This is a genomic window from Algoriphagus sanaruensis, from assembly GCF_001593605.1.
Classification (GTDB): domain Bacteria; phylum Bacteroidota; class Bacteroidia; order Cytophagales; family Cyclobacteriaceae; genus Algoriphagus; species Algoriphagus sanaruensis.
In genome coordinates, this window is sequence record NZ_CP012836.1 from 2240183 (window position 1) to 2264127 (window position 23945).

Genomic DNA, 23945 nt, shown 5'->3' on the forward strand with positions numbered 1-23945 from the left:
GGAATCAATAATCGCCGAGAGTTTCTTCCAATTGGCCCAATGCCTTCGCCAATTGCTCGTCGTTTGGAGGGGAACCATGCCACTTGTGTGTGCCAACCATGAAATCCACCCCATAGCCCATCTCGGTATAAAGTAAATTCATTACTGGTTTTCCTTTTCCGGCAAGTGATTTTGCAAGCTCCAAGCCTTCAATGACCGATTTCATGTCGTTTCCATTTTTGGTTTCGATCACTTCCCAACCAAAGGCTTCCCACTTAGCTTTCAAATTTTTCAAGTCCATAACCTTTGAGGTAGGACCGTCAATTTGCTGACCGTTGTAATCTACCGTGGCAATCAAATTGTCCACTCCATAGTGCGCAGCATACATCGCAGCTTCCCAAACTTGACCTTCTTGAAGTTCACCGTCACCCATGAGGATGTAAACCAAACGATCGTCTCCGTTTAGTTTTTTAGCTTGTGCAGCTCCTAAGGCAACAGAAAGTCCCTGGCCCAAAGAACCAGAAGCCACTCGGATACCTGGCAAATGCTCATGGGTAGCAGGGTGACCCTGAAGTCTTGAATTCAATTTTCGGAAGGTTTTCAGTTCCTCTACTGGGAAATATCCGCTTCGAGCTAGGACAGAATACCAACCTGCAGAAAGGTGACCATTGGAAAGGAAGAATAGATCTTCACCAGCGCCATCCATTTTGAAATCTGGATTGTGATGGAGTTGATCAAAATATAAAGCGACGAAAAATTCGGCGCAGCCAAGTGGTGCTCCGGGGTGGCCGGATTGAACGGCGTGAACCATTCTCAGCACATCTCGGCGTAGCTGTGTGCAGACTTTTTGGAGTTGTTCAATTGATTGTTTTTCCATTAGCTAGGTTTATTTGAGTATTTGAGCAGTGTGGTTTTTGGTGTCGACTTTTTCGATCACCTCGGCAATTTTCCCCTGCTCATCGATCACGAAAGTGGTCCGGGCTGTACCCATGTATTTTCGTCCATACATGGATTTCTCGACCCAAGTGCCATAGGCTTCGTGCACTTTTAAGTCCGTATCGGCAATCAGTGGGAAGGGGAGGTTTTGCTTTTCAATAAATTTTTTGTGCGATTTTTCATCGTCAGAACTGATCCCTAAGACGACGTAACCAGCCTTGAGCAAGGCATCGTAGTTGTCTCTTAAGTTACAGGCCTGAGCAGTACATCCAGGAGTTGCGTCTTTTGGGTAAAAGTAGAGGACCACCTTTTTTCCACTGTAATCGGAAAGTTTGATCGTTTCTCCTGTTTCAATTTTTGCTTCGAAATTTGGGGCCATTTGGCCAACTTCTAGTGACATAATGTATTGGTTTGAATGGAACAATTATGAAATGGTCGTTCGGTATTCAGCAACGTTTCCTGCCATATCCGTGACCTTCAATAAAACCGCTCCTTTCAACGGTTGTTTAGCTTTTGTTTCAGACCAAATGACGGCCTGTTTGTGTTCGTATCTCAATAGTACCCATTTTCCATCCACCCAAGCTTCAAAACTACGGATTCCCGAAAGGTTATCTTTGATCGTAAATCTCATCCCTTGGGCGTTAACTCTGATGGGAGTAATGGTTGGCTTGACATTGTCTTCTGCCAAAACAAAACTACCAAAATTTCTGGTTTTGAATCGGATTTGACCATTTTCCCAAGTACCTCCTACAAATGATCTTGCTCCATTTGCGGCGCGCTGATAGACATGGGTTTTGGTTTGGTCACCCGTAAATCCAGAAACATTCCAAAGCACTTCGATTGGATTCCAGAGGTATTCGGTAGTTTCTTGAAGTTTCAATACTGGAGCTGAAGCAGTTCCCGAATTAGAAACTCTGAGGTATAAATCTTCTAATAGACTGTTTGCTTCCGTTTTAATCGTCAGCTTTTCAGTGGCATGGAGATGTTCTTTTCCCACTGGAAAATGTCCGATAAGATCCGGGTAATAGATTTCGGTACAAAGGTCGATTTTGCTCGGGATTCCAAAACGTAAATCCCAAAGGTAAGTCCGACTCTGGCTGTCCTGATAGGCTGGCATAATTTCATAAGCCTGTGACCCAATAAAGAATTGTGCTAGTCCCCCTTTATCTCCTTGCTTCACCTTAATTTTCATGATGCCTTTGTAATAAGTCACCTGTGGAGAAACAGGACCTGCGCCATCGGTAATGGTGGAATCTAAATCCACACCGGTCAAAGTGAGATTGACAAGTCTGGCATTATTGTAGGCATCAGTCAGCCGGAGCTGTATGTTTTTCTTTTGACCGGATTCGACTTGGAAGGCACCAGTTCCTGGAGTATTTGGAGTGAAAAAGTCAAACTTTAAATCAGGTTGATGGTACAGTCGTGTGAATCGGTTTTGATGGGTATGAAGTAGAAAATGCCTTGTAAAATTAAAATCTACTCGATTTACGACCAGGCTGAAAAGAGGTCCATTTTCATCGGAAACCTCAAATTTTGGAAAACCATTTTGATTTTCGGCGCCATCCAATTTGTCATAGCTCTGGATTTCTAGCCCTACTTTTCCACTCACTCGAATCGTTTCAGGAATTCGATAACTCGAACCACTTAGCACAGGGGTAAGTTCGATTCGTTGGAATTTCCCATTAACACGGCTGTCCAGTTCCAAAGGAACGATGGCTATTTTCTGAGGAGTAGGAGGGATATTGTCCAAAATCTCGGGAAACCCAGCTTTGAGCGGATCCATGGCACGATCCAAACTATCCCGTATTTCAAAGTGCAAATGTGGTCCACCTGAGCTTCCGGTGTTTCCTCCATATGCGATTAGTTCTCCTTTTTTGACAGGAAGTTCACCCACCCCAGGCATTACTTCAAGTTCATTTTGTTCGGCTTCATACATTTTTTGGATCATCCAGTCATGTAGCCTTGGGACGAAATTTCTCAAATGACCATACAAAGTGATATTGCCATTGGGATGCTTGAGGTAAATCACATTTCCATAGCCAAATGAGGAGATTTTGATTCGATGAACCCATCCGTCGGCAGCGGCGTAGATGGGCTCGCCCTCTACTCCGCCAAACTTGTAATCCAAGCCTGTGTGAAAATGGTTAGGACGTAATTCGGAGAAGTTTCCAGATAGGTAATTTCTTCCCCCTGGCTTGACAGGAGATCGGAAATAGCCTTTTTCGATTTCTTGTGCAGAAATCTCCGAGAAAAGTAAAAGACCAAAAAGAAATAGAAGAATGGAAAGCTTATTTGACTTCAAAATCGAGCATTTTTTCATTTCCAATGTATCCCACTAAATGATCGCCAATTTTCACAGGACCGACTCCGGCTGGTGTTCCGGTATAGATCAAATCTCCTTTTTTCAGGGTGAAAAATTGGGAAACGTAGGCGATGATCGTGGCGAAGTCAAAGAGCATCAGGCTGGTGTTTCCTTTTTGCTTGAGTTCTCCGTTGATTTCTAAGTGAAAGTCGATGTCTTTGAGGTCAGAAAAAGCTGAAACCGACTTGAAATCTCCAATCGGTGCCGAACCGTTGAACGCTTTGGCAATTTCCCATGGAAGACCTTTTGCCTTGCATTGATCTTGTAGATCGCGTGCAGTAAAGTCGATTCCGAGGCCGATTTCCTCAAAATACCGATGTGCAAATTGAGGCTGGATGTATTTGCCTTCCTTAGAAACTTTGAGAACTAGTTCGACTTCGTGATGAATATTTTCGGAAAAATCGGGATAAAAGAATGGCGCTCCACCTTTCAACAAAGCGGTATCCGGTTTAAGAAATACGACTGGTTTTCCAGGCTTTTCATTTTTGAGTTCTTCGATATGGGCCGCATAATTTCGACCGATGCAGATGATTTTCATAGGATTTTGGCGCTTTTCTGGGCTGTAAAATCTGATTCGATTTCCAGTCGTGAAAATAAGGATATCCTTTACAAAAAGAGGTCAAAAAGGATGTATAAAAGAGATTTTTACTCGGATTTTTGGAATTGGACAAGGAGATTCTCCTGGGCATCAAATAATTCCAATAATCCATCAGGCCTTACTTTATATTCTGTCGCTTGAGGTAATAGTGATAAAGGACTTGGGCCAGTTGGTTGAGGGTCCCAAGGGGCAGGCTTGCCGCAAGAAAATAATCCTGAAATCGGGTTTGTAAACAGTTGGATCTTCTTTTCACCAACCTCTCCGAGTGAACTTTCGATCAAAAAACAGCTGGGCATGCTTGAAATTCTGGAATACTTGGAAATATTCAACTCAAAAGACCCAAGAACTTGAGTAGGAATACTCATCCATTTTCCATGCAGTCTGTAAGTGTAATCTTTTTGTTTTTGGAGGATGGATTTCAATACAAAGGTTCTACCCTGATTTTTGTTTTTATCCTGTACCTCCAATTGGTAAAAGTACCCTTCTTCAAAATCAAACCCTTTAATCTCAAAATCTTGCTCCATCCTTATCCAGGATTTTGGCAAATAGTTTAACTCTTGTGAATCAGAAATAAGGAAGAAAACCCCTTCTTCCACACTACTGGATATAGGTCCGTTTAGCTTGTACGGATAAATCCAAATTACTTTTTCTGGTCCCTCTATAAGAATACAGGAGTTGAACTGTAGAACTGAAATAATCAAAAGGAGCAGTTTTCTCATCTCAGTGTTTTTTCACCCAGATAGTTTCTTCTCCTGGCTTATCTGTGTAAAAAGTAAGGGTGTTACCCTCCCGTTTAAACTTGTTTCCAAGGCCGGGAAAAGGACTGATGGGTGTTTTGTCAATGCATGCCATTGCAGTAGTCATCATACCCCCAAAGGATTGGATCTGGTCAGGTCCAACTTTTCTGATTTCTAAGGAAATTGAATTGCATCCATCTGTCGAATTGGCGGTTCTTTTGATCGGTGGAGTAAGATAGACCGTCTGTCCATCAGGGAAATTGGCATTTGGTAAACTTTCCCCTAAATGGGATTTGACTTCCCATGTTCCCTCCAACAACTCATAGTAGTCTTTTTCCTCTGCTAAGATTTCGATGAGTTTTCGAACCGGCTCTTCCTGATTCGTTTGAGTGATTTTCAAAACTTTGATTTGCTGAACCGTGTAAGGCTTTAAGGTGAATCCTTCAATTTCTGCAGGGATTCTTTCCAATGCCGAAAAGTCAAATTCTGGTTCTGCGGTTCTTGAAATTCCCAAACAAAGGTTCGAGTTAGGAAGGTTAAGATTGCATACCATTGGATAGCTATGAATCCAAAAAATCTCCTCTTCACCAGCAGGCTTTTCATTTTCTCCACAAGAAATCATGGAACAGAAAATTATTGCGCTAAACAAAAAGTGTAAAGTTCTTTTCATCGCTCAAGAAGTTTGAATCTAAATTTAAATTTTTCCCTCCAAAATCGGATTTACTGAAAATGCAAAATCCGAGAAAAATTCTCGGATTTTTAATCAAAATGCGCTGGGTTCTTCTAGATGCGTTTTTATCAAAATTGAATTTCTTTTACCGCTTTTACCAACTCATTTGTCCATTTCTCATACACTAGTCCAGAAGGGTGCAGTCTGTCTGAGGCCATCATTTCGGGCTGACCACCTATGATTCGGTATTCCTCAGTGATATCTATGAAAGTGACCTGGTGCTTGGCACAAATTGCCTTTTTAGCTGCATTGTAGGCATCGATTTCAGCGCCTACTTTCTTTTGATCGGTATTCCTTGCCTTTGCAAATCCCGTAACCGCCCAATCTGGAATCGAAAGAACTATGACTCGATCATTTTTTCCTCTGGCAAAACCTATGGCTCGATTAAGCATCGCCTCAAAATCCTTTTCATATTCTTCTACCGGTCTCCCTCGGTATTGATTATTAACACCAATCAGCAGTGTTACCAAATCATATCCTTTTTCGGAAGGTTGTCGGGCATTGATACCTGCATCCAATTCATCTACTGTCCAGCCTGTTTTTGCAATAATTGTCGCAGGGTAGAAAAATAGGTTTCCGCTCGTATTCATTTTGTCTACCAGCTGATTGGGGTACCGGTCTTTTTCTTCTACACCTTCTCCTATTGTATAACTGTCTCCAAGGGCTAGATAATTGATGGTTTTGAGTTCCATGGGTTCTTCAGGATTACATAGAGTTACTAAAAACAGGGAAGAGATAAATGAAATCAGGGAAATGGACATGGCTGAATTGAAAGCTTGATTTTAGTAGAAGATCTAATTTGAGAAACAATTGTTTGGCAATCCCACTGGTTTCTTTTTGGCTTTATTTAAATATTGATTCGAGTAAAGTGAATGTTCCCTCATTAGCATTCATTCTCACTTTTGCTCCAACTGGAACGATAAACTGACGAGGAATATGGCCAATCATTGCGCCTGTGTAAGCGGGGATTTGGAGCGGAAGGATGTATTGATCCATGATTTGATCGACTGAAAGACTTCCATAACCACCTCCAGGTTTACAATCATTGCATTGTCCGAAAATAAATCCTTTGATCTTTCCTAAGGTGCCGTTAAGTTGAAGTGTACTCATCATGCGGTCGATTCGATAAGGATCTTCTCCAATATCCTCAATAAACAAAATCGCATCTTGGAAATCTGGATAATAAGGTGTTCCCGATAATGCGGATAGCACAGTCAAGTTTCCTCCTAGGATTTTTCCCTCAGCAATCCCTGGAGTCAAAGTTTGGATTCGATTGGCTTTTAGCACCAATTCATCTCCCTTTCCTCCTTCATTTTTAAAAGTCGGTAATTCCTTTTTGAAGAAGATTTGTTCAAACTGTCGGACATTAAAACTATTCCAGCTTCCTGATCCATTCGGGCCGTGGAAACTAATCAAGCCAGTTTGACTTTGAAGTGCACAATGCAAAGCAGTAATGTCTGAATAACCCATCAAGGGCTTTGGATTGGCTTTAATTAATTCATAATCTATCAGCGGAAGAATTCTGGAAGCTCCAGATCCACCGCGAATGCAGATGATCGCTTTGACCTCTTGATCTCCAAACATTTGATTCAGATCTGCTGCGCGCTCTTCATCAGTTCCAGCCAAATGTCCAAAACGATTGGTTAAATTTTTTCCAAGCTTCACTTTAAATCCAAGGGCTTCCATAGCTTCACGTGCGTAAGTAAATTCCATTCGATCGGTGGTTGCAGCTGAAGGGGAAATGATTCCGATGGTGTCTCCTTTTTGGATGCTTTTTGGCAATAGAGATGTAGCAAATGGAGCGATAGGGAAATCGAATCCCATGAAAGAGGCAGAGGTGGCTGCTAGCCCAAGTGATTTTAGAAATGTTCGTTTGTTCATTTCGGTTGAATTTGACGTCAAATTACTCGCTTTTTCTAAATCCTACTAAAAGAAAAACCCTGTAAAAAACAGGGTTTCCATTCATTGTTCCAGATCATCGAGCATTTTTTCTAATTGCTTGATCATGGGTCGGGATTCTAATTCAAATTTCTTGATCTTCTTCTTCAAGGTAAACCACATGAGAACAGCAATAAAAATGGTAGCTCCTGCATGTGAGGCAAATCTTACCTGAAATGATAATGGGCTCAAAACAGCCAAATACCCCAAATTGATAGCGATTGCCAGAATAATTCCATAAGTAATCATGTGCTTCTTGATGATTTGACCCCGCAGATTGAGTTTTCTAAGTTGATCTTCCAGATAGTTTCGCTGATTGTAAAGTTCGGCGTTTTCCACTTGTCGTAAGACGGATCTGCTGTTTAGCCAAATTACCCAAGCCATTGCTCCTCCAATGAGGAGCAGGGTTAGAGTCCCCAAGAGACTGCCCTTGAGAGGAAGGACAAAAACTAAGATTAGGACGGTAATAGGAGTGCAAACAAGACCTACTACCCATTCTATTTTCTGCCTTTTTTCGATGGCTTTCATTTGTCCAATCAACTTATTCAAATCAAAGTCGCTCGCCTTTTGGCTTTGCCAAAGTTGTTGTATATCGTTGAAATTACTTTCCATTTTGACTTGGATTGAGTTTTTGTGAAAGATGGGTTTTGATCCGGTTTACTTTTACTGCGACGTAGTTTTCAGAAATGCCACTAATCTCAGCAATGGTTTTGTAGGCTGTACCTTCAAGTAATAGCGTGGCGATAATTCTGTCCAATTCATTCAGTTCCGTTATTGCTTGATAAAGTCGCTGAAGCTGGATTTCTTGTTCGGGCTTTCCGGAATCAGGTTCAGCCAAATCAAGATTTTCAGGAAATTCTACCTTTTGATCTTCCCTTTTTTTCTGTTGAGTCGCAAATGTGATTGCTGTGTTATACGCAATCCTATATACCCATGTACTGATTTCGCTTTGGCCCTTAAAGCTGTCTAAGTGTCTCCAGATTTTGATGAGGATCTCTTGAAAAAGATCCTTGGATTGATCCTTGTCACTCACGAAACCTAAGCAGAGTCGGTAGATTTTGTCCTTATGGGATTTGTATATGAATTCAAAATCAAGTTCTCGTTTCGATTTCATTGAAGAAAAGCGCTTACTTTTTCCATAAACCATTCCGGATTGTCCCACATAATAAAATGGTGGGCAGTAGGAGCCATTTCAATTTGGAGGTTTTCTGCCAATCGATACTGCTCTGCAAAAGATTTTCCCACGCTTTCCAAAGTTAATCCATAGTTTTTGCCAGAAGCCCATGCCCCTAGGACTAGAATTGGAGTTTTTACCACTTCCAATTCTTTTCTAAAGTCTGTAATCATCAATTCATAAAGCGCCTGGGCTATCGTGGTTCTATCACTTTGCACAGACCATTCTACCGCAATGGGGAGTTTTTCAGAATTAATGGTCATCATCGGCATACTTGCTTGCTGCTGTGCACGAAATTGCTCTGGGCTTTGAGCAAGCATTAATTCTTTCATCTGATTTGCCATTCCTTTCATGTTTTCTGGCGTAGCTGCAGGATTGAATGCTGCCGAATAAAAGGGAAAAGAATCTACAATGATAGCCTTATGAATGCGATCAGGAATGCTTTTGGAAAGTCGAAGTGATAGAAATCCTCCCAGGCTATGTCCAATTAAAATAACTGGTTCAGATTGTTCTTCAATGTAGTCAGTCAGCAACTTTTCCATCGTCACCAAAAATCCTTCGGAAAGGTCCATTGCGGCATTCGCACCAAATCCAGGAAGGGTAAGAACATGGCATTCGTAATTTTTGGAAAGAAAGGATGCCGTTTCCTGCCATACTTCCCCAGAAGATGCCAGACCTGGGATAAGAATAATTTTCGGACCTTTTCCAGTGATATCTGCTTGGAGCTGTTGGGAATAAGCCAGCGATAAACTCCCAAAAATGAATGCAAAAAGAAGAATTAGCTTTTTCATGGTTTTGCTTTTTTCTTCTTTAGACTCAAGGTTGGTCTAAACCTTACAGAGAATCATTTTTTTTTAAAGAAAATCTCTCAGTTGAACCATCACTTTTTCCACTTCCTTTCGCACGACCGATGCGCCATAGAGGTAATTAGAATTCATAAAGGAGAATGCATAAAGTTTTCCGCTCTTTCCTCTGATCAATCCTACCAGACTGAAGTTGTTACTCATTGTTCCTGTCTTGGCAAAAATATAAGGTGTAGAAGCTTGATAGCTGTTTTTGAGTGTTCCCGTTTTTCCTCCGGTAGGAAGGAGTTCAACTAATTGATTTTCCGGAAGGATTCGGTATAGCTTTTCGACAAGAGTCCCCATGGATCTAGGCGTGAAGAGATTGTGTCGACTTAATCCACTTCCATCAACCCATTTGGGGGAGTCTGGCAGGTCGGATAGGTAGGTCTTTTTGATGAAATCAATGGCTCGCTCTGTATCTAAGGTTTGAAATAATCGATCCGAAATCATCCAAAGCATCTGCTCTGCGATGAAATTGTCACTTTCATACATCATTTCTTGAAGTAGGGGAAAAAGTGGGCTTCCTCTCCAAGACAAATGATTTTGAGGTAAAGAATCAGGACGATAAATCCACGTTTTACCGGTGATTTCAAAGGCGAGTTCTGCGGTTAAGGTTCCGGAGGTAATAAAAGGGAGGTATTTTTCCCGACCTAAATAGGTTTTTGGATTGTAAAAGAATTGATTGGAATGAAAATCCCGTTCGATCTCTTTTTGAATCGTTGAAGTGGTATTTAATTCAAACTGATTAGGAAAAAGGATTGGGCCAATGCTTCCTTTTTTTACTTCAACCAAGTTTCCATAAATCGGTAGCGAACTTCGCTCAGCGGAATAGTCGAAATAATAATCATCCCATTGCCATCCGTAGCCGAAAGCTGGTGAGACTTGGTTGGCGTCGGAATAAAGAATGATCGAGTGACTTCCAATTATTTTTTGAAAATCCGGCTGGTAAAAGTCTTTGTATTTCCAACTTGGATCACCTGATCCCCAAATTTTCAATGTGTCGCCTTGGCTGATATATCGAAGTGTTTGAGTGCTGTCTTGAAGAATTACGAGACTAGCAAATAGGGTGAAAAGTTTGGTGGTAGAGGCAGGGATAAAATTGATTTGGGAGTTTTTTTCAAAAATTACTCGCTGAGAATCCAGATCGTACAAATAAAACCCAGTGAGGTGTCCATTAAAGAAGCTTTGTTCACCGAGTGCTTTTTCCAACGATAGGTAGGCAGTTCTGCTCAGTTGTCCAAAACTTGTTTGGATCATCATTGCCCAGAAAAACAGCGAAAGAAGGTGCTTTCGGGACATCCTAGCTATTTTTTGTAACGCTATATCCCAAGGACAACCATCCTAAAATAAAGCCAACTCCTCCAATTGGAGTGATTGCTCCGAGCCAGGTAATTCCGCTTAATGAAAGAATGTAGAGTGATCCCGAAAAAATTACAATTCCTAAGGTCATGGACCATGATGCGAAATTTAATCCTTTCCAAGTAGGCTTAATCAAAGCCAAAATACCAATTCCCAATAAGGCAAGCGTGTGGTAAAAATGGTAATTCACAGCTGTCTCAAAGGTGTCCAGCCTTCCGTTTTCGATCAAGATCGGCTCTAATCCATGAGCGCCGAATGCTCCCAGTCCAACGGCCAATGCCCCAGAAATGGAAGCAATACCAAGTATCGATTTAGCTTTCATATTAATTGTAATTTCTAGCCCCGAAAATTGCAGAACCTATTCGAACCATAGTACTTCCTTCTTCTTGAGCGATTTGATAATCCCCGCTCATACCCATCGAAAGTTCCTCCAATTGGACAAAAGCAGGAAGAGCTTTTGATTTTAAACTTTCAAAAAGCTGTTTAAGTCCATTAAATTCTTTTCTGATCTGAGATTCATTTTCAGTAAAAGTAGCCATTCCCATAAGTCCTTTGATTTGGACATGAGTTAGCTGGAGAAATTCTTCTGATATCAACATTTCTTCCAGTTCGGTTTGATCAAATCCGAATTTGGTTTCCTCTTCTGCAATATGGATTTGAAGTAGAACGGGGATTACCCGGTTGATTTTCTTTCCTTGTTTGTCGATTTCTTTTAAAAGTTTGAAAGAATCTACACCATGAATCAGATGGACGAAAGGGGCGATGTATTTGACTTTGTTACTTTGAAGATGTCCTATCATATGCCAACGAGTGTCTGCGGGCATTTGCGGCTGCTTCGCCTGGATTTCTTGAACTTTATTTTCTCCAAAATCCCGGATTCCAGCAGCATATGCCTCTCGCAAGTCCTCAATGGGTTTGGTCTTGCTTACCGCGATGAGTTTGCATTCGGGATTTTTAAAGGATTTTAATACTTGAGTCAAGTTGGTTTTGATGTCCATGTGGTAAAATTGCTTAGGCTAGACGAACAAATATAGGTCAGGAGGATATACTTTTGAAGATGCAAGGATCGATTTTCGAAGGAATAGGCATGGGTTTGCTTCTATCCATGATGATAGGACCGGTTTTCTTTATGTTGATTACTACCAGCATGGAGCAGGGCTTTCGATTTGCGGCGATTTTGGCAATTGGAATTTTGGTTAGTGATTTAGTCTACGTACTTATAACTTATTATGGCATTCATTTTTTGACTCAATTTCCTGTGATTCAACAAGGTCTTGGATATGTAGGAGGACTAATTTTGATTGGGTTTGGAGTGAGTTTTTGGAGGAAAAAAGTTTCCAATCGACCCAATTCCGGGGGATTGATTCCTCAGCAGGTTAGAAAAAGGACCGCTTTTGCAAAGGGCTTTGGAGTCAATGGTGTTAATCCATTCGTGATGCTTTTTTGGATTTCCATTGCAAGTTTAGTTTCCTCTAAAAATTGGAACGGAACAGAGCGATTTGCTTATTATTTGGGCTTGATTCTTACCGTTTTTTTGATCGATCTTGGAAAAGCTTACGTGGCAGGCAGGTTGGCACATTTGATGACGGGTAAGGTCAGAACCTATTTGAATAAGGGTGTAGGGATATTGATTTGTTATTTCGGAGTAAAAATGATCTGGGATACTTTAAATCTTTGACTTTCAGTACTAAAACCAATCCCGAATTTGTAGGTTTAGTTTTTATGAATACTTCCACTTCTCTTTTCCCAAGAATCTCTCTTCTCCTTCTTTTCTTTTGCTTTTCTGTGCCCCTTATGGCGCAGGATTTTTCAGGATTGGAAGGATTCAATCAAGTTAGAATAGATTATAACCGCCAAGGCATGGTGATATTGGGGTCTTGGGCCATAGGAAATATGGTTTGGGGTGGGATAGGAGCTAGCCAAGCTACTGGTGAGATCAAAGCTTTCCATCAAATGAATCTCTATTGGAATACGGTTAATCTTGTGATTGCAGGTTTCGGATATTGGCAAGCCACAAAGGAGATTCCTTCCTCAGAGTTTTGGGAAACTGTGGAAGCCCAACAAAGCATTGAGAAGATTTTGTGGGTCAATGCCGCCTTGGATTTAGGCTATATGGCAGGAGGGCTTTATTTGAAAGAAAGAGGATTGCGAAGGGAAAACGAAATGCTGGTTGGATTTGGGAAATCGGTGATTTTGCAAGGAGCTTTTTTGATGGCCTTTGATGCGATTATGGTTGGATTTCATCAAACTCATGGGGGGCAACTTCCGGAAATTGTTCAGAGTTTGGCACTAGGACCAACGGGGTTTTCCTTAAGATTTCCTTTAAATTAAATCGCTTGAGCGATTCTGCTTCGTTGAAATCGTACCTTTGGGTATGGAAAATCTAGCACCTTGCCCAAAATGCAAATCCGAATACACCTATGCAATGGACAACCTAATGGTTTGCCCGGAGTGTGGATTTGAATGGGATCCCTCAGAAAATGAAGAAAATTTAGAATCCGGTTTAGTGGTTAAAGACGCTAATGGAAATGTCCTCGCAGACGGAGATTCAGTGGTAATTGTCAAAGATCTTCCTGTTAAGGGTGCCCCTAAGCCAATTAAAGCAGGGACTAAAGTAAAAAGTATTCGTCTGGTCGATGGCGATCACAATATTGACTGTAAAATCGATGGATTTGGCTCGATGGCTTTGAAGTCAGAGTTTGTGAGAAAAGCTTAAGTTTAAAAATCGTTTAATAGAATTTAAAAGGGTGTTATTCAAACCCTTTAAATGGAAAAATCCCAATGAATAACTTCATTGGGATTTTCATTTTGTGCTTTTTTTGAGATTAAGCTAAGAATTTATCCACTGGGGTATATGGCATATCAAATGCTTCAGCTACAGCTTTATAAACTATTTCTCCTTGAATCACATTTAGACCCGGAACAAGTTCAGCGTTTTCTTGCGCTGCTTTTTTCCATCCTTTGTCTGCGAGTTGGATTGCATAGGGAAGAGTTGCATTTGTTAATGCCAAAGTAGAAGTGTAAGGAACTGCGCCTGGCATGTTTGCTACGCAATAGTGAACTACATCATCGATAACAAAAGTTGGGTTTTCGTGAGTTGTTGGCTTACACGTTTCAATACATCCACCTTGATCTACCGCTACGTCCACCAATACTGCCCCTTTCTTCATGACTTTGAGCATATCTCTAGTAATCAAATGAGGAGCCTTGGCACCTGGAATCAAAACTGCTCCAATAATCAAGTCAGCTTGCTTGATCATTTCACGAATATTATATTCGTTAGACATCATGGTTTTGACATTTTTTGGCATGACGTCATCCAAGTATCTCATTCGCGGAAGGGAAACATCCATGATGGTGACATCGGCTCCCATTCCGGCAGCCATCCAAGCAGCTTGAGTTCCTACAATTCCACCACCTAGGATCAATACTTTGGCTGGAAGAACACCGGGAACACCACCTAAAAGAATTCCTCGTCCACCCAGTGGTTTTTCTAGGTAGTTGGCTCCTTTCTGAATAGCCATTCTACCCGCTACTTCGGACATCGGAACTAAAAGTGGTAAGCTTCGGTCTGCTTTTTCAACAGTTTCATAAGCCAAACAAACTGCCTTTCGGGCTACCATTGCCTTGGTTAGAGGTTCGTAGGAAGCAAAATGGAAGTAAGTAAACAAGAGCTGATTTTCTTTGATCAGTGCATATTCTGATTCAATTGGCTCTTTTACTTTGATAATCATTTCAGCAATCTCATAGGTCGCTTCGATAGTAGGAAGAATTGTCGCTCCAGCAGCTTCGTATTCTGCATCACTAAATCCACTTCCTACACCAGCAGTATGCTGAACGTAAACAGTATGACCTCTTTTTACAAGTTCTTTTGCACCGGCAGGAGTGAGCGCTACACGGTTTTCATTGTTTTTGATTTCCTTTGGAACACCTATGATCATGGCTAAGTTTATTTGGATTTTTATTCAACTGCCGCAAAGATAAGAAGCAAATGATATTGGTTTTGCTATTTGGCAAATAGTGTTTGGTGGTGATTTTGTTTCGGTCTTATTTTTGAAATAAAATTTTATAATTATTCTGTAATTGTACTTTTATTCCAATTTTTCATTTTTAAAAAGAAAAAATTTTGAAAATTTTTTTGGGTTTTCATCCACAAATCAAAAACAGGCTAATTTATTTGAATTCCTTTTAATGATTTGTAAATTCTATAATGACAAAATTTTATATGGTTAAATTATTTTTCTGATTTAAAATTCAAAATATTCAACTGAAAATATCTGGAATTGAAATTTGTACAGGGAAGGATTTTGGTTATTTTTGGAAAGTTTGAATACCCTACCCAAAATAGCTTTAGTTAATTTCTAGTATTATGCCGCAATTGAAATCCTCAACAATCACGGAAACCATTCGCCCTCGAGAGGAAATTTTGAATGATTTCCGAATTGCCAGTTTAAGCCGCCATGCTTCCCTGATGGGAAGAAAGGAAGTGTTTATGGGTAAAGCAAAGTTTGGAATTTTCGGAGATGGAAAAGAGCTTGCCCAGATTGCGATGGCAAAGGCATTTAAGAAAGGAGATTTCAGGTCTGGATATTACCGGGACCAGACGTTTATGATGGCTTTAGGAGAGCTTTCTGTTCAACAATATTTTGCGCAGTTATATGCTCACACCAATGTAGAAGCTGATCCTGCTTCTGCTGGCCGCTTGATGAATGGACATTTCGCTACTCGTCTATTAAATGAGGATGGTACTTGGAAGGAGTTATCTTCTTCTTTTAACTCCGCCGCAGATATTTCTCCTACCGCTGGGCAAATGCCTAAGTTGGTTGGATTGGCCTATGCCTCAAAGCTCTTTCGGCAAAATAGTCAGCTGAAGAATCTGAAGGATTTTTCGGTAAATGGAAACGAAGTCGCCTGGGGTACGATAGGCAATGCTTCCACTTCTGAAGGAATGTTTTTTGAATCGATAAATGCTGCGGGTGTCCTTCAAATCCCGATGGTAATTTCTATTTGGGATGATCATTTTGGTATTTCTGTTCCTAATGAATACCATACCACCAAAGGAAATATTTCAGAAGCGTTACAAGGATTTCAGCGAACTGAAACCGAAAAAGGCTTTGAAATTATCCGGGTCAAGGGATGGGATTACGAAGGCTTGGTTAGGACTTTTGAATATGCTGGAAAGGTAGCCCGTGAGGAACATGTGCCTGTTATGATTCATGTGGAGGAAATGACACAGCCTCAAGGGCACTCGACTTCCGGGTCTCATGAACGCTACAAGTCTGCGGAACGATTGAAGTGGGAAAAGGATTGGGATTGCATCGCTAAGTTTAGAGAATATATTCTTTCAAATGGAATTGCAACGGAAGACCAGTTGGATCAAATAGATTCTGAGGCAAAGACATTAGCAAAAAATCAACGAGAGGCAGCTTGGAATGCATTTTCATCTGAGATTAAAGCGGAGTTGCAAGAAGCAAAAACGCTCATTCTAAAAGCGGCAGAATCAAGTTCTAGAAAAGTATCTCTTCAGGCAATTGCTGAGGATCTTCAAAAAACTATCAATCCTATTCGAAAAGATGTTGTTTCATCTATTCGAAAAGTACTCCTTTTGCTTCGGGCTGAGCCGATAGCCGTTAGACAGCCATTATTGGATTGGTATAAAAATCAGAACGAAAAAAATTACGACAGGTATAGTAGCCATTTGTACAGCGAAAATGATTTTTCTGCTGTCAAGGTGAAAGAAATTAAGCCTGCTATCAATGAGAAATCCCCAATGGTAGACGGTAGGGAAATCCTTCAGGCATTCTTCGATAAGACGCTCGAAAGAGATCCGAGATTCTTTGCTTTCGGGGAAGACGTTGGAAAAATTGGAGATGTCAATCAAGCATTTGCGAGTCTTCAAGCGAAATATGGAGAACTTCGTGTGACTGATACAGGCATTCGAGAGACAACAATTATTGGTCAGGGAATTGGAGCGGCATTGAGAGGATTGAGGCCTGTGGCTGAAATTCAATATTTGGATTATTTGATTTATGCTTTGGCAACCCTTTCTGATGATTTGGCCTGTCTTCATTATCGCACCAAAGGGGGGCAAAAAGCTCCCCTAATCATCCGAACTCGTGGACATCGCCTGGAAGGTGTATGGCATTCTGGATCACCCATGGGAATGATTTTGTCTACGCTTAGAGGATTGAATGTTTGCGTGCCAAGAGATATGACTCAAGCTGCTGGAATGTACCGAACTCTCCTTGAAGCAGATGAGCCAGCCATCGTGATTGAGTGCCTAAATGGCTATAGATTGAAGGAAAGACTTCCTGAAAATATTGGAGAATACACAGTTCCGCTAGGTCAGCCTGAGATATTAAGGGAAGGTACAGATATTACTGTCGTCACTTACGGAAGCATGTGTAGGATTGTGTTAGAAGCTGCCGAAGAACTAGCACAGGTAGGAATTTCAATTGAGGTGATAGATGTTCAAACCCTGTTGCCATTTGACCTTTCAGGGAAAATTGGAGAATCTATTCGGAAAACCAATCGCGTTCTATTTACGGATGAGGATGTTCCAGGTGGAGCATCAGCTTATATGATGCAGCAGGTATTGGATCATCAGGATGTTTTCAAATTCCTAGATTCAGAACCACAAACGCTTGCTGCAAAAGCGCATCGTCCAGCCTATTCTTCTGACGGTGATTATTTCTCGAAGCCAAGCTCTGATGATTTGGTTGAAAAAATCTACGGAATCATGCATGAAGTAAATCCGAAGCAGTTTCCCTCCATATATTAATTTGGAGGTAATCAAATGAAAAGGCAGTTCATTTCTGAACTGCCTTTTTTTAATTTCTTGTGATTTGTCGCAAGGTCACATCAGGGGAGGAAATCTCATTACTTCGATTGAGCTGTCGATCCTGGATTTGGACATCGATTCGAAGGGTGTCGTTTCTAAAAATACTTTCCCAACCGCTTGACATCATGCTATAGGAAATTGAGCCTTCCACAGCTTGACCTGCTTCTGAATTTAATATTCTAGGAAATCTTCCATTAAAGGTGGTATAAAACGGAGGGTCCTGCCATCTGAACTCCGTGTATTGTCCGTTTCTTTTTCTGAAAAACTTGATAAAGATGTTGTACTGATTTTCATTTTGCTCCACCCAAATTGTGTCGTTCACAGTTTGGTTGTTAATGATTGGATTAACTACCCAATCGATGGGATTATAGCTTGGTGCTTCAGCAGGTCTGCGGGAATAAGTGATTAGATTTCCTACAAAATCACGCTTGTAATTCAGGGGGTTAAATGGAGGATTGATGTCGGTGGCTGAAAGCCCCAAATCACCCTCAGCATCTTTAAATCTTACAGTAATAATTAAGGAATCCTGACCGCTTGTCGGCACATACTCTAAATCGGAGAATTCAATTTCCGGGACAGAAGGAAAGTTTTCAGGTGGACTGATACAAGAAGTCCAAGTCAAAACTGCCATTAAGAATATTCCAGAATAGTTTTTTAATCGCATGAGCCAAGGGTAAATTTACCACCGAAAATACGCTTTGTTTCCATAGGAAAAACGCAAATTATAAAACGATGCAAGAATTCAAAAGTTTTTCTGAACGAGTCAGAAATTTGAAAAAAGGAGAATTTGAATCTCTTGCTCTTGATCTGTTCCAATTTCAGGCTAGGGAGAATGCCTTATACAAGGAATATCTTCAAATAAGAGGTATTACACCTGCTAAGGTTTCTAGCATTCAAGAAATTCCTTTTCTACCCATTCGTTTTTTTAAAGACCATTCAGTCGTTTGTTGGGACAAGGAAGAATTTTCTCAGTTTTATTCCAGTAGCGGAACTACAGGAATGATAACAAGTAAGCATTTCATTTGGTCAGAGGAATGGTATTTAAATCACGCGAAAACCATTTTTGAAAACACCTATGGTTCCTTAAGAAACTATCATTTTTTAGCGCTTTTACCAGCCTATTTAGAGCGGCCCGGAAGTAGTCTTGTGTCCATGGCGAATTATTTTATTCAGGAAAGTCAATCGCCTTATTCAGGATTTTATTTGTACAATCAGGATGAATTATTGGCCATGCTAGATTTTTTAAAAACAAGCGAAAAAAAGGTAATTCTACTCGGAGTTACCTTTGCTCTCCTGGATTTGGCTGAGTCTGGAAAACCCTTTTATTCATCAGAAAATTTAGTGGTGATGGAAACAGGCGGAATGAAAGGAAGGAGAAAAGAAATGATTCGAGAAGAAGTTCACTCCATTTTAAAGTCATTTTTTAAAGTGGATACCATCCATTCTGAATATGGAATGACTGAGATGATGTCACAGGCTTATTCGAGGGGAGAAGGGAAATATAAATTACCAGAAAGCGTTCGAGTGTTGTTACGTGATGTGAATGATCCATGGTCCTGGTCCAACCGTTCACAAGGAGGAATCAACGTGATTGACCTTGGGAATTTTCATTCTTGTGCTTTTTTGGAAACTCAAGATCTGGGAAGAATGGATAAAGACGGGAATTTAGAGGTCCTTGGAAGAATAGATAATTCTGAAATCCGTGGGTGCAACTTATTGGTGCAGTAATTGCGATCTTAAAAATTATTAAACATCTTTGATTAGAATGATCTTAGGTCTGATTAGAAAAATAGTCCCGAGATTAATTTTTATCAGTCAGATTTAAACCTAAAAAATACTTACTAAACGATACAAAAATGAAAAGAATTGCCTCAATTGCACTATTGATTGGAGTCCTAGCTTTAGGCGCTTGCGCATCAAGTAAACCTTGTCCAGCCTACGCAAAGGCTTCAGTTTCCACTCGAGCTAATGGATAAAAAAAATATGCTGACTTAATAGTCAGCATATTTTTTTACGTCTTCTAGGCTTATCTCTTTTTCACCCAAAATCACCAGTCGCTCGACAACGTTTCTGAGCTCACGAATATTACCTGTCCAAGGAAATTCTTGAAGTTTGGAAATGGCATCTGATGAAATCTTTTTGCAAGCATCGCCACTTTCCGCAGCAATATCTTCTAAAAACTTATTCACCAATAGCGGAATATCTTCTTTTCGATCCTTCAAGGCAGGTACTTGAATCAAGATTACACTTAATCGGTGATAGAGGTCTTCTCTAAATCGTCCCGCTTCAATTTCTTTTTTCAAATCCTTATTTGTAGCCGCTAAAACACGCACATCGACTTTGATGTCTTTATCACTACCGACTCGATTGATCAAATTTTCTTGTAGCGCACGAAGGACCTTGGATTGTGCTGAAAGCGACATGTCTCCAATTTCATCTAAAAATAAAGTTCCTCCTTGTGCCTGCTCAAATTTACCTGCCCGCTGTTTGTGTGCTGATGTAAAAGCACCTTTTTCATGACCGAACAATTCAGATTCGATCAATTCAGAAGGGATTGCCGCACAGTTTACGGCAACAAAAGGCTCTTGAGCTCGATTGCTTTTTTGATGGATCCAATGAGCTACTAGTTCTTTTCCCGTACCATTTGGTCCGGTGATTAATACACGGGCATCAGTTGGCGCCACTTTTTCGATGGTGTCTTTTACTCGAGCGATGGCAGGTGAATTTCCCACCATGTCAAACTTTTTCGAGAGCTTCTTTTTTAAGACTTTGGTTTCACTGACCAAGTTCTTTTTCTCTAAAGCATTACGAACCGTAAGCAAAAGGCGATTTAAGTCTGGGGGTTTGGGAATAAAATCAAATGCCCCTTTTTTGGTTGCTTCTACAGCCGTTTCAATGGTCCCATGGGCTGAGATCATGATAAACTGTGGGGATTTTTCCAGGGATTTGGCGTGATCGAGAACTTCGATTCCATCCATCTTTGGCATTTTAATGTCACAAAGCACCAAATCATATTCCTCCTCTTTCAGTTTTGCCAAGCCGTCTTCCCCGTCTTGGGCTTCAGTTACTTCAAATTTTTCGTATTCTAAAATTTCTCGAAGCGATGCACGAATAAATCGCTCGTCGTCAATTATCAGGATTTTTGGCATATGCTGTAAATTAAAGAAAAAAAGTGCAAGTCTATAAGCCGGGTTCTGTATCCCGATAAATCGGGATTCTTGTCATTTATCTTGATTCTGATTCACACCAGAACTCTATCGATCTACCCACCCCGGAATCCTACTTCGAAAAGTAAGAATCGAACGAGCAGCTCTTTGCCCGGGGCCTATTTGATCTTTCAACCCATAAGGTTTGCCATGCCTCCTTCATCACTGTCGGAGCGGTGGGCTCTTACCCCACCTTTTCACCCTTATCCCGATAGAAAGCTATCAGGACGGTTTGTTTTCTGTGGCACTAGCTGTCTTTTTACCGTCTCCAGTAAAAAGCCTTCCCGTTAGGAAGTATGGCGCTCTATGTTGCCCGGACTTTCCTCCCCAGTTATTCGAAAATCACTAAGGCGACAAGACAACTTGCACGCAGCAAAGAACGGGAAAATCCTTGAACCAGTTTCGAAAATCTTGTCCAAGAAAAAAAATCAAAAAAAGATTGAAAATTTTTCAGGTTTTAGAAACATTCCAAATCTCCTTCTGTTATTATACTCAAAGGCTAAAATAGCTTTTCTTCATAGTGCTGGGTTGAGCCGCTCCGAAAGGAGCGGTTCTTTTTTTACCTAGTCAATCCCCACATTCTAACTTCCCAAGTTGACTTTATTTTTACCTTTGTGGAAAACCCAATCAAATGATTCTATTAGGTAATACTGTCTTGTCAGACGATATCAAAGAAAATTTTTTTGTCTGTGACCTAGAAGCTTGTAAAGGCGCCTGTTGCGTAGAAGGCGATGCAGGAGCTCCGCTCGAAGACGATGAAACCAAAATCTTAGAGGAAATTTATCCCATTGTCAAAGACTACATTACTGAAGAAGGACGAAAAGTCATCGAAGAACAAGGAACTTGGGTTTATGATAAGGATGGGGACAAAGGTACCCCAACCATAAGGGATAATAGGGAATGTGCCTACGCCCTTTACGATGAAAGAGGAATCCTTAAGTGTGGCATTGAACAAGCTTACTTAGATGGAAAAGTGAATTTTAAAAAGCCAATTTCCTGTCATCTCTATCCTATTCGAATTACAAAATACGATCAGTACGATGCCATAAATTACGATCGATGGCATATCTGTGATCCTGCTTGCCAGCTTGGTAAAAGTCTTCAAGTTCCGCTTTATAAATTCTTGAAAGACGCATTGATTCGCAAATATGGGGAAGCTTGGTATGAAGAATTGATCCAGGAGATTGAGGGCGAATCTTAATCTATCGGTGATTATAGTCCAAAAAGATTTCGAGATTTCAATTGGTTAATGGCAAATTCCGAAATCTTTTGATACCCTAGATCCGAAGGATGAATTTGATCAATGGAGAAAAAATCCGAGGTTAAATCAATTGAAATTTTCTCAAAAATGATTTTTTGGTTTTGGTGTGCAAGGAACTTCATTTTTTCCTGAAGAAATGATCGCTGCCTTTTCAGGAAAAATTTCATTAAAGGTGAAAATGCTGGAAAAAGTTGTACCGGAGGGATGTCTGCTAAATAGATCCATTCGGGTTTAAGTTCGGTTTCAAAAAAACCGATTAGACCTGATAATTCTTTTTGAAATTCCGTTGGGGAAGTAAGTTGAAAGCAGTCATTCGCTCCAATAAATAAGAGAATTCCCTTAGAAGGTTTTTTGATATCTGCTGAAAAATTCAGGAGCAATCTTTTTACCTGGGATACTTTTAGACCATTTTTTCCAATGTTTTGAATAATGAATTGAGAGTCGAGTAGTTGATTAAGTTGCCCGGAAATGGAAGTAGAAATGTGGGAAGCTCCTACGCCTGCTGCCGTAGATTCTCCCAAGATTAAGATAGATTGGTCTCCTCGGCTTAGGTTTACCCATTCCGAAACTGGAATTAACCTAGGTGATCTTCTTTTGATCCTCCAAGCCTCGAGGAATAAAAAAGGCAAAACCGGGATAAGTCTTGCCTTAAATGTGAAATTAGAGAATGTCATCCCCCTGATTTTTTGGCTCCATAACCGGCTGAGAGAAGAACCTGAAGTACTTTGTCTCGGTGGTCTCCTTGGATGAGAATTTCTCCATCTTTGGCAGAGCCACCAACGCCGCACTTATTTTTAAGCAACTTCCCCAATTCTTTTAAATCTTCATCAGTACCGACAAATCCCTCTACCAAAGTCACCTGTTTGCCAGCTCTCGCTTTTTTGTCCAATAAGACTTTTAGTTTTTGTTGCGCGGGAGGGAGTGTTTCAGAAGTTTCCTCACCATCATATTGGTAGTGAAAATCATCACTTGTGGAGTAAACCACTCCATCTCTTTTTTTCCAGTCGTTATTTTTTTTGCTCATCGGAGTAATGAAAAAAGCCTGTCATTTTGGACAGGCTGTAAAGTTAAGGATTTCTATTATTTGGATTTAAAAGTCCAAACAGGACGCTTGGAATGATTGACGACATCTTCGGCAATACTTCCGGTAATCAAATGCAAGAATCCAGATCTTCCATGTGTAGTGATGGCAATCATATCTGCTTGGATATCTTCTGCAAATTGAAGAATTCCTTCTTCCTCAGAAATGGAATTGTAAATCTCTGCTTTCACATGTTCGAACTTATGAGTTTGGACAAATTTTCGGATTCGATTCATGGATTCTCTTGAGGTTTCAAAATTTCCCGGGGTATTGATGTAAACAAAGTAAAATTCCGCATCAAACATGGATTGCATTTTTTTGAATCTTCCAGCTACTTCTTGATCGGATTCTTTGAAGTCTGAAGCAAAGACCACTTTTTTAAGTTGGCTTACATCGATCTTTTCTTTGATTGTGATTACAGGGCAAGTCGCTGTTCGGACGACTTTTTCGGTATTACTTCCGATTAAGATTTCGTCTAAGCCCGAGCTGCCGCGTGAGCCCATTACGACAAGATCAATTTGACTTTTATGAATGTTTTCTGAAATACCCCGATAGATATTTCCAATCTCAATTTTGGTGACTAATTCAAATGGCTCCGATGCATAATCCTTCTTAAGCTTCTCAAATTGTGCCTTTCTGGATTCCATGAGTTCCACAAAAAATACTTGGCTTTCAAAATCTGGAATCGGGTCCAATCCACCTCCCATCGCCCCAATACCCGTTGAAAGGGGAGTCTCAATGATGTGCAATACCAAGATTTCCATTTTTGGATAGTTCTTGGTGAGCCCAATCGCGAAGTCTAGCGCATTTTGAGCGCTTTCCGAAAAATCATAAGGAACGAGAATTCTGATCATAGTTCTTTGGGTTAAAGTTTACACCAAATTACCACTCACATTCC

Annotated in this window: 26 protein-coding genes and 1 other RNA gene; 6 read left to right on the top strand and 21 right to left on the bottom strand. The window is 40.5% G+C overall.

What is annotated here, in order from left to right; genetic code table 11:
• Positions 1-4 precede the first annotated feature (4 nt).
• The 14 genes from AO498_RS09795 to AO498_RS09860 form a co-directional block, all read right to left on the bottom strand.
• Positions 5-856 carry a transketolase gene (locus tag AO498_RS09795; RefSeq protein ID WP_067546704.1) on the bottom strand — a complete coding sequence of 284 codons (852 nt, stop codon included), beginning with the start codon at positions 854-856 and terminating at the stop codon, positions 5-7.
• A 9-nt stretch (positions 857-865) separates the two neighbouring features.
• Positions 866-1315 (bottom strand): thioredoxin-dependent thiol peroxidase, encoded by a 450-nt coding sequence (bcp, locus tag AO498_RS09800; RefSeq protein WP_067546707.1) that lies wholly within the window; start codon positions 1313-1315, stop codon positions 866-868.
• Between the two features lie 24 nt (positions 1316-1339).
• Positions 1340-3217 carry a M23 family metallopeptidase gene (locus AO498_RS09805; RefSeq protein WP_067550403.1) on the bottom strand — a complete coding sequence of 626 codons (1878 nt, stop codon included), beginning with the start codon at positions 3215-3217 and terminating at the stop codon, positions 1340-1342.
• Entirely contained in the window at positions 3204-3815 is a 612-nt protein-coding gene (locus AO498_RS09810; protein ID WP_067546710.1) for a fumarylacetoacetate hydrolase family protein, read from the bottom strand. The genes AO498_RS09805 and AO498_RS09810 overlap by 14 nt, the downstream gene beginning before the upstream one ends.
• A gap of 107 nt (positions 3816-3922) precedes the next feature.
• Positions 3923-4594 (bottom strand): hypothetical protein, encoded by a 672-nt coding sequence (locus AO498_RS09815; protein WP_067546712.1) that lies wholly within the window; start codon positions 4592-4594, stop codon positions 3923-3925.
• Position 4595: 1 nt separating this feature from the next.
• Positions 4596-5282, bottom strand: coding sequence for an META domain-containing protein (locus tag AO498_RS09820; RefSeq protein ID WP_148660217.1), 687 nt, complete (start codon positions 5280-5282; stop codon positions 4596-4598).
• 128 nt (positions 5283-5410) lie between these two features.
• Complete coding sequence (locus AO498_RS09825) at positions 5411-6103, bottom strand: SGNH/GDSL hydrolase family protein (RefSeq protein WP_082792216.1); 693 nt, start codon at positions 6101-6103, stop codon at positions 5411-5413.
• Positions 6104-6185: 82 nt separating this feature from the next.
• Positions 6186-7223 carry a S66 peptidase family protein gene (locus AO498_RS09830; RefSeq protein ID WP_067546720.1) on the bottom strand — a complete coding sequence of 346 codons (1038 nt, stop codon included), beginning with the start codon at positions 7221-7223 and terminating at the stop codon, positions 6186-6188.
• A gap of 81 nt (positions 7224-7304) precedes the next feature.
• Positions 7305-7892 (bottom strand): hypothetical protein, encoded by a 588-nt coding sequence (locus AO498_RS09835; RefSeq protein WP_067546723.1) that lies wholly within the window; start codon positions 7890-7892, stop codon positions 7305-7307.
• Positions 7882-8394 carry an RNA polymerase sigma factor gene (locus tag AO498_RS09840; protein WP_157883972.1) on the bottom strand — a complete coding sequence of 171 codons (513 nt, stop codon included), beginning with the start codon at positions 8392-8394 and terminating at the stop codon, positions 7882-7884. The genes AO498_RS09835 and AO498_RS09840 overlap by 11 nt, the downstream gene beginning before the upstream one ends.
• A complete protein-coding gene (locus AO498_RS09845) occupies positions 8391-9245 on the bottom strand; it encodes an alpha/beta fold hydrolase (protein WP_067546729.1) in 855 nt (284 codons plus the stop codon). Before AO498_RS09845 ends, AO498_RS09840 begins: the two co-directional genes overlap by 4 nt.
• A 63-nt stretch (positions 9246-9308) precedes the next feature.
• A complete protein-coding gene (locus tag AO498_RS09850; protein ID WP_067546732.1) occupies positions 9309-10598 on the bottom strand; it encodes a D-alanyl-D-alanine carboxypeptidase in 1290 nt (429 codons plus the stop codon).
• 1 nt (position 10599) lies between these two features.
• Positions 10600-10980 carry a DUF423 domain-containing protein gene (locus AO498_RS09855; protein ID WP_067546735.1) on the bottom strand — a complete coding sequence of 127 codons (381 nt, stop codon included), beginning with the start codon at positions 10978-10980 and terminating at the stop codon, positions 10600-10602.
• A 1-nt stretch (position 10981) separates the two neighbouring features.
• On the bottom strand, positions 10982-11656 hold the full coding sequence (locus tag AO498_RS09860; protein WP_067546738.1) for a YggS family pyridoxal phosphate-dependent enzyme: 675 nt from the start codon (positions 11654-11656) through the stop codon (positions 10982-10984).
• 59 nt (positions 11657-11715) lie between these two features.
• On the opposite strand from AO498_RS09860, the gene AO498_RS09865 reads away from it, so the two are divergent.
• The 3 genes from AO498_RS09865 to AO498_RS09875 are packed head-to-tail and all read left to right on the top strand — an operon-like array spanning position 11716 to position 13374.
• Complete coding sequence (locus tag AO498_RS09865; RefSeq protein WP_067546741.1) at positions 11716-12336, top strand: LysE family translocator; 621 nt, start codon at positions 11716-11718, stop codon at positions 12334-12336.
• Positions 12333-12989, top strand: coding sequence for a DUF6992 family protein (locus tag AO498_RS09870; RefSeq protein ID WP_236778586.1), 657 nt, complete (start codon positions 12333-12335; stop codon positions 12987-12989). The genes AO498_RS09865 and AO498_RS09870 overlap by 4 nt, the downstream gene beginning before the upstream one ends.
• 43 nt (positions 12990-13032) lie before the next feature.
• Complete coding sequence (locus tag AO498_RS09875) at positions 13033-13374, top strand: zinc ribbon domain-containing protein YjdM (protein ID WP_067546744.1); 342 nt, start codon at positions 13033-13035, stop codon at positions 13372-13374.
• A gap of 109 nt (positions 13375-13483) precedes the next feature.
• On the opposite strand, the gene ald is transcribed toward AO498_RS09875, so the two are convergent.
• A complete protein-coding gene (gene ald / locus AO498_RS09880) occupies positions 13484-14599 on the bottom strand; it encodes an alanine dehydrogenase (protein ID WP_067546748.1) in 1116 nt (371 codons plus the stop codon).
• A 428-nt stretch (positions 14600-15027) separates the two neighbouring features.
• Here ald and AO498_RS09885 point away from each other — a divergent pair, with 428 nt between their 5' ends.
• A complete protein-coding gene (locus AO498_RS09885) occupies positions 15028-17439 on the top strand; it encodes an alpha-ketoacid dehydrogenase subunit alpha/beta (RefSeq protein ID WP_067546751.1) in 2412 nt (803 codons plus the stop codon).
• Between the two features lie 49 nt (positions 17440-17488).
• On the opposite strand, the gene AO498_RS09890 is transcribed toward AO498_RS09885, so the two are convergent.
• A complete protein-coding gene (locus AO498_RS09890; protein ID WP_067546754.1) occupies positions 17489-18163 on the bottom strand; it encodes a hypothetical protein in 675 nt (224 codons plus the stop codon).
• Between the two features lie 68 nt (positions 18164-18231).
• Between AO498_RS09890 and AO498_RS09895 the strand changes: the two genes are divergently transcribed.
• Positions 18232-19227, top strand: coding sequence for a LuxE/PaaK family acyltransferase (locus tag AO498_RS09895; RefSeq protein WP_067546757.1), 996 nt, complete (start codon positions 18232-18234; stop codon positions 19225-19227).
• 263 nt (positions 19228-19490) lie between these two features.
• Here AO498_RS09895 and AO498_RS09900 read toward each other — a convergent pair whose 3' ends face one another.
• Both AO498_RS09900 and rnpB read right to left on the bottom strand, forming a co-directional pair.
• Entirely contained in the window at positions 19491-20648 is a 1158-nt protein-coding gene (locus tag AO498_RS09900; protein ID WP_067546760.1) for a sigma-54-dependent transcriptional regulator, read from the bottom strand.
• 18 nt (positions 20649-20666) lie between these two features.
• Positions 20667-21075: RNase P RNA component class A (rnpB, locus tag AO498_RS09905), an RNA gene on the bottom strand.
• Between the two features lie 261 nt (positions 21076-21336).
• Between rnpB and AO498_RS09910 the strand changes: the two genes are divergently transcribed.
• Positions 21337-21906, top strand: a complete 570-nt coding sequence (locus AO498_RS09910; protein WP_067546763.1) for a DUF3109 family protein — start codon at positions 21337-21339, stop codon at positions 21904-21906.
• Between the two features lie 11 nt (positions 21907-21917).
• Here AO498_RS09910 and AO498_RS09915 read toward each other — a convergent pair whose 3' ends face one another.
• From AO498_RS09915 to AO498_RS09925, 3 genes are read right to left on the bottom strand one after another with little or no spacing between them, the layout of a single operon-like run.
• A complete protein-coding gene (locus tag AO498_RS09915; protein ID WP_067546766.1) occupies positions 21918-22640 on the bottom strand; it encodes a GDSL-type esterase/lipase family protein in 723 nt (240 codons plus the stop codon).
• Positions 22637-22990, bottom strand: coding sequence for a translation initiation factor (locus AO498_RS09920; protein WP_067546769.1), 354 nt, complete (start codon positions 22988-22990; stop codon positions 22637-22639). The genes AO498_RS09915 and AO498_RS09920 overlap by 4 nt, the downstream gene beginning before the upstream one ends.
• Before the next feature lie 56 nt (positions 22991-23046).
• Complete coding sequence (locus tag AO498_RS09925) at positions 23047-23901, bottom strand: universal stress protein (protein WP_067546772.1); 855 nt, start codon at positions 23899-23901, stop codon at positions 23047-23049.
• Positions 23902-23945 lie beyond the last annotated feature (44 nt).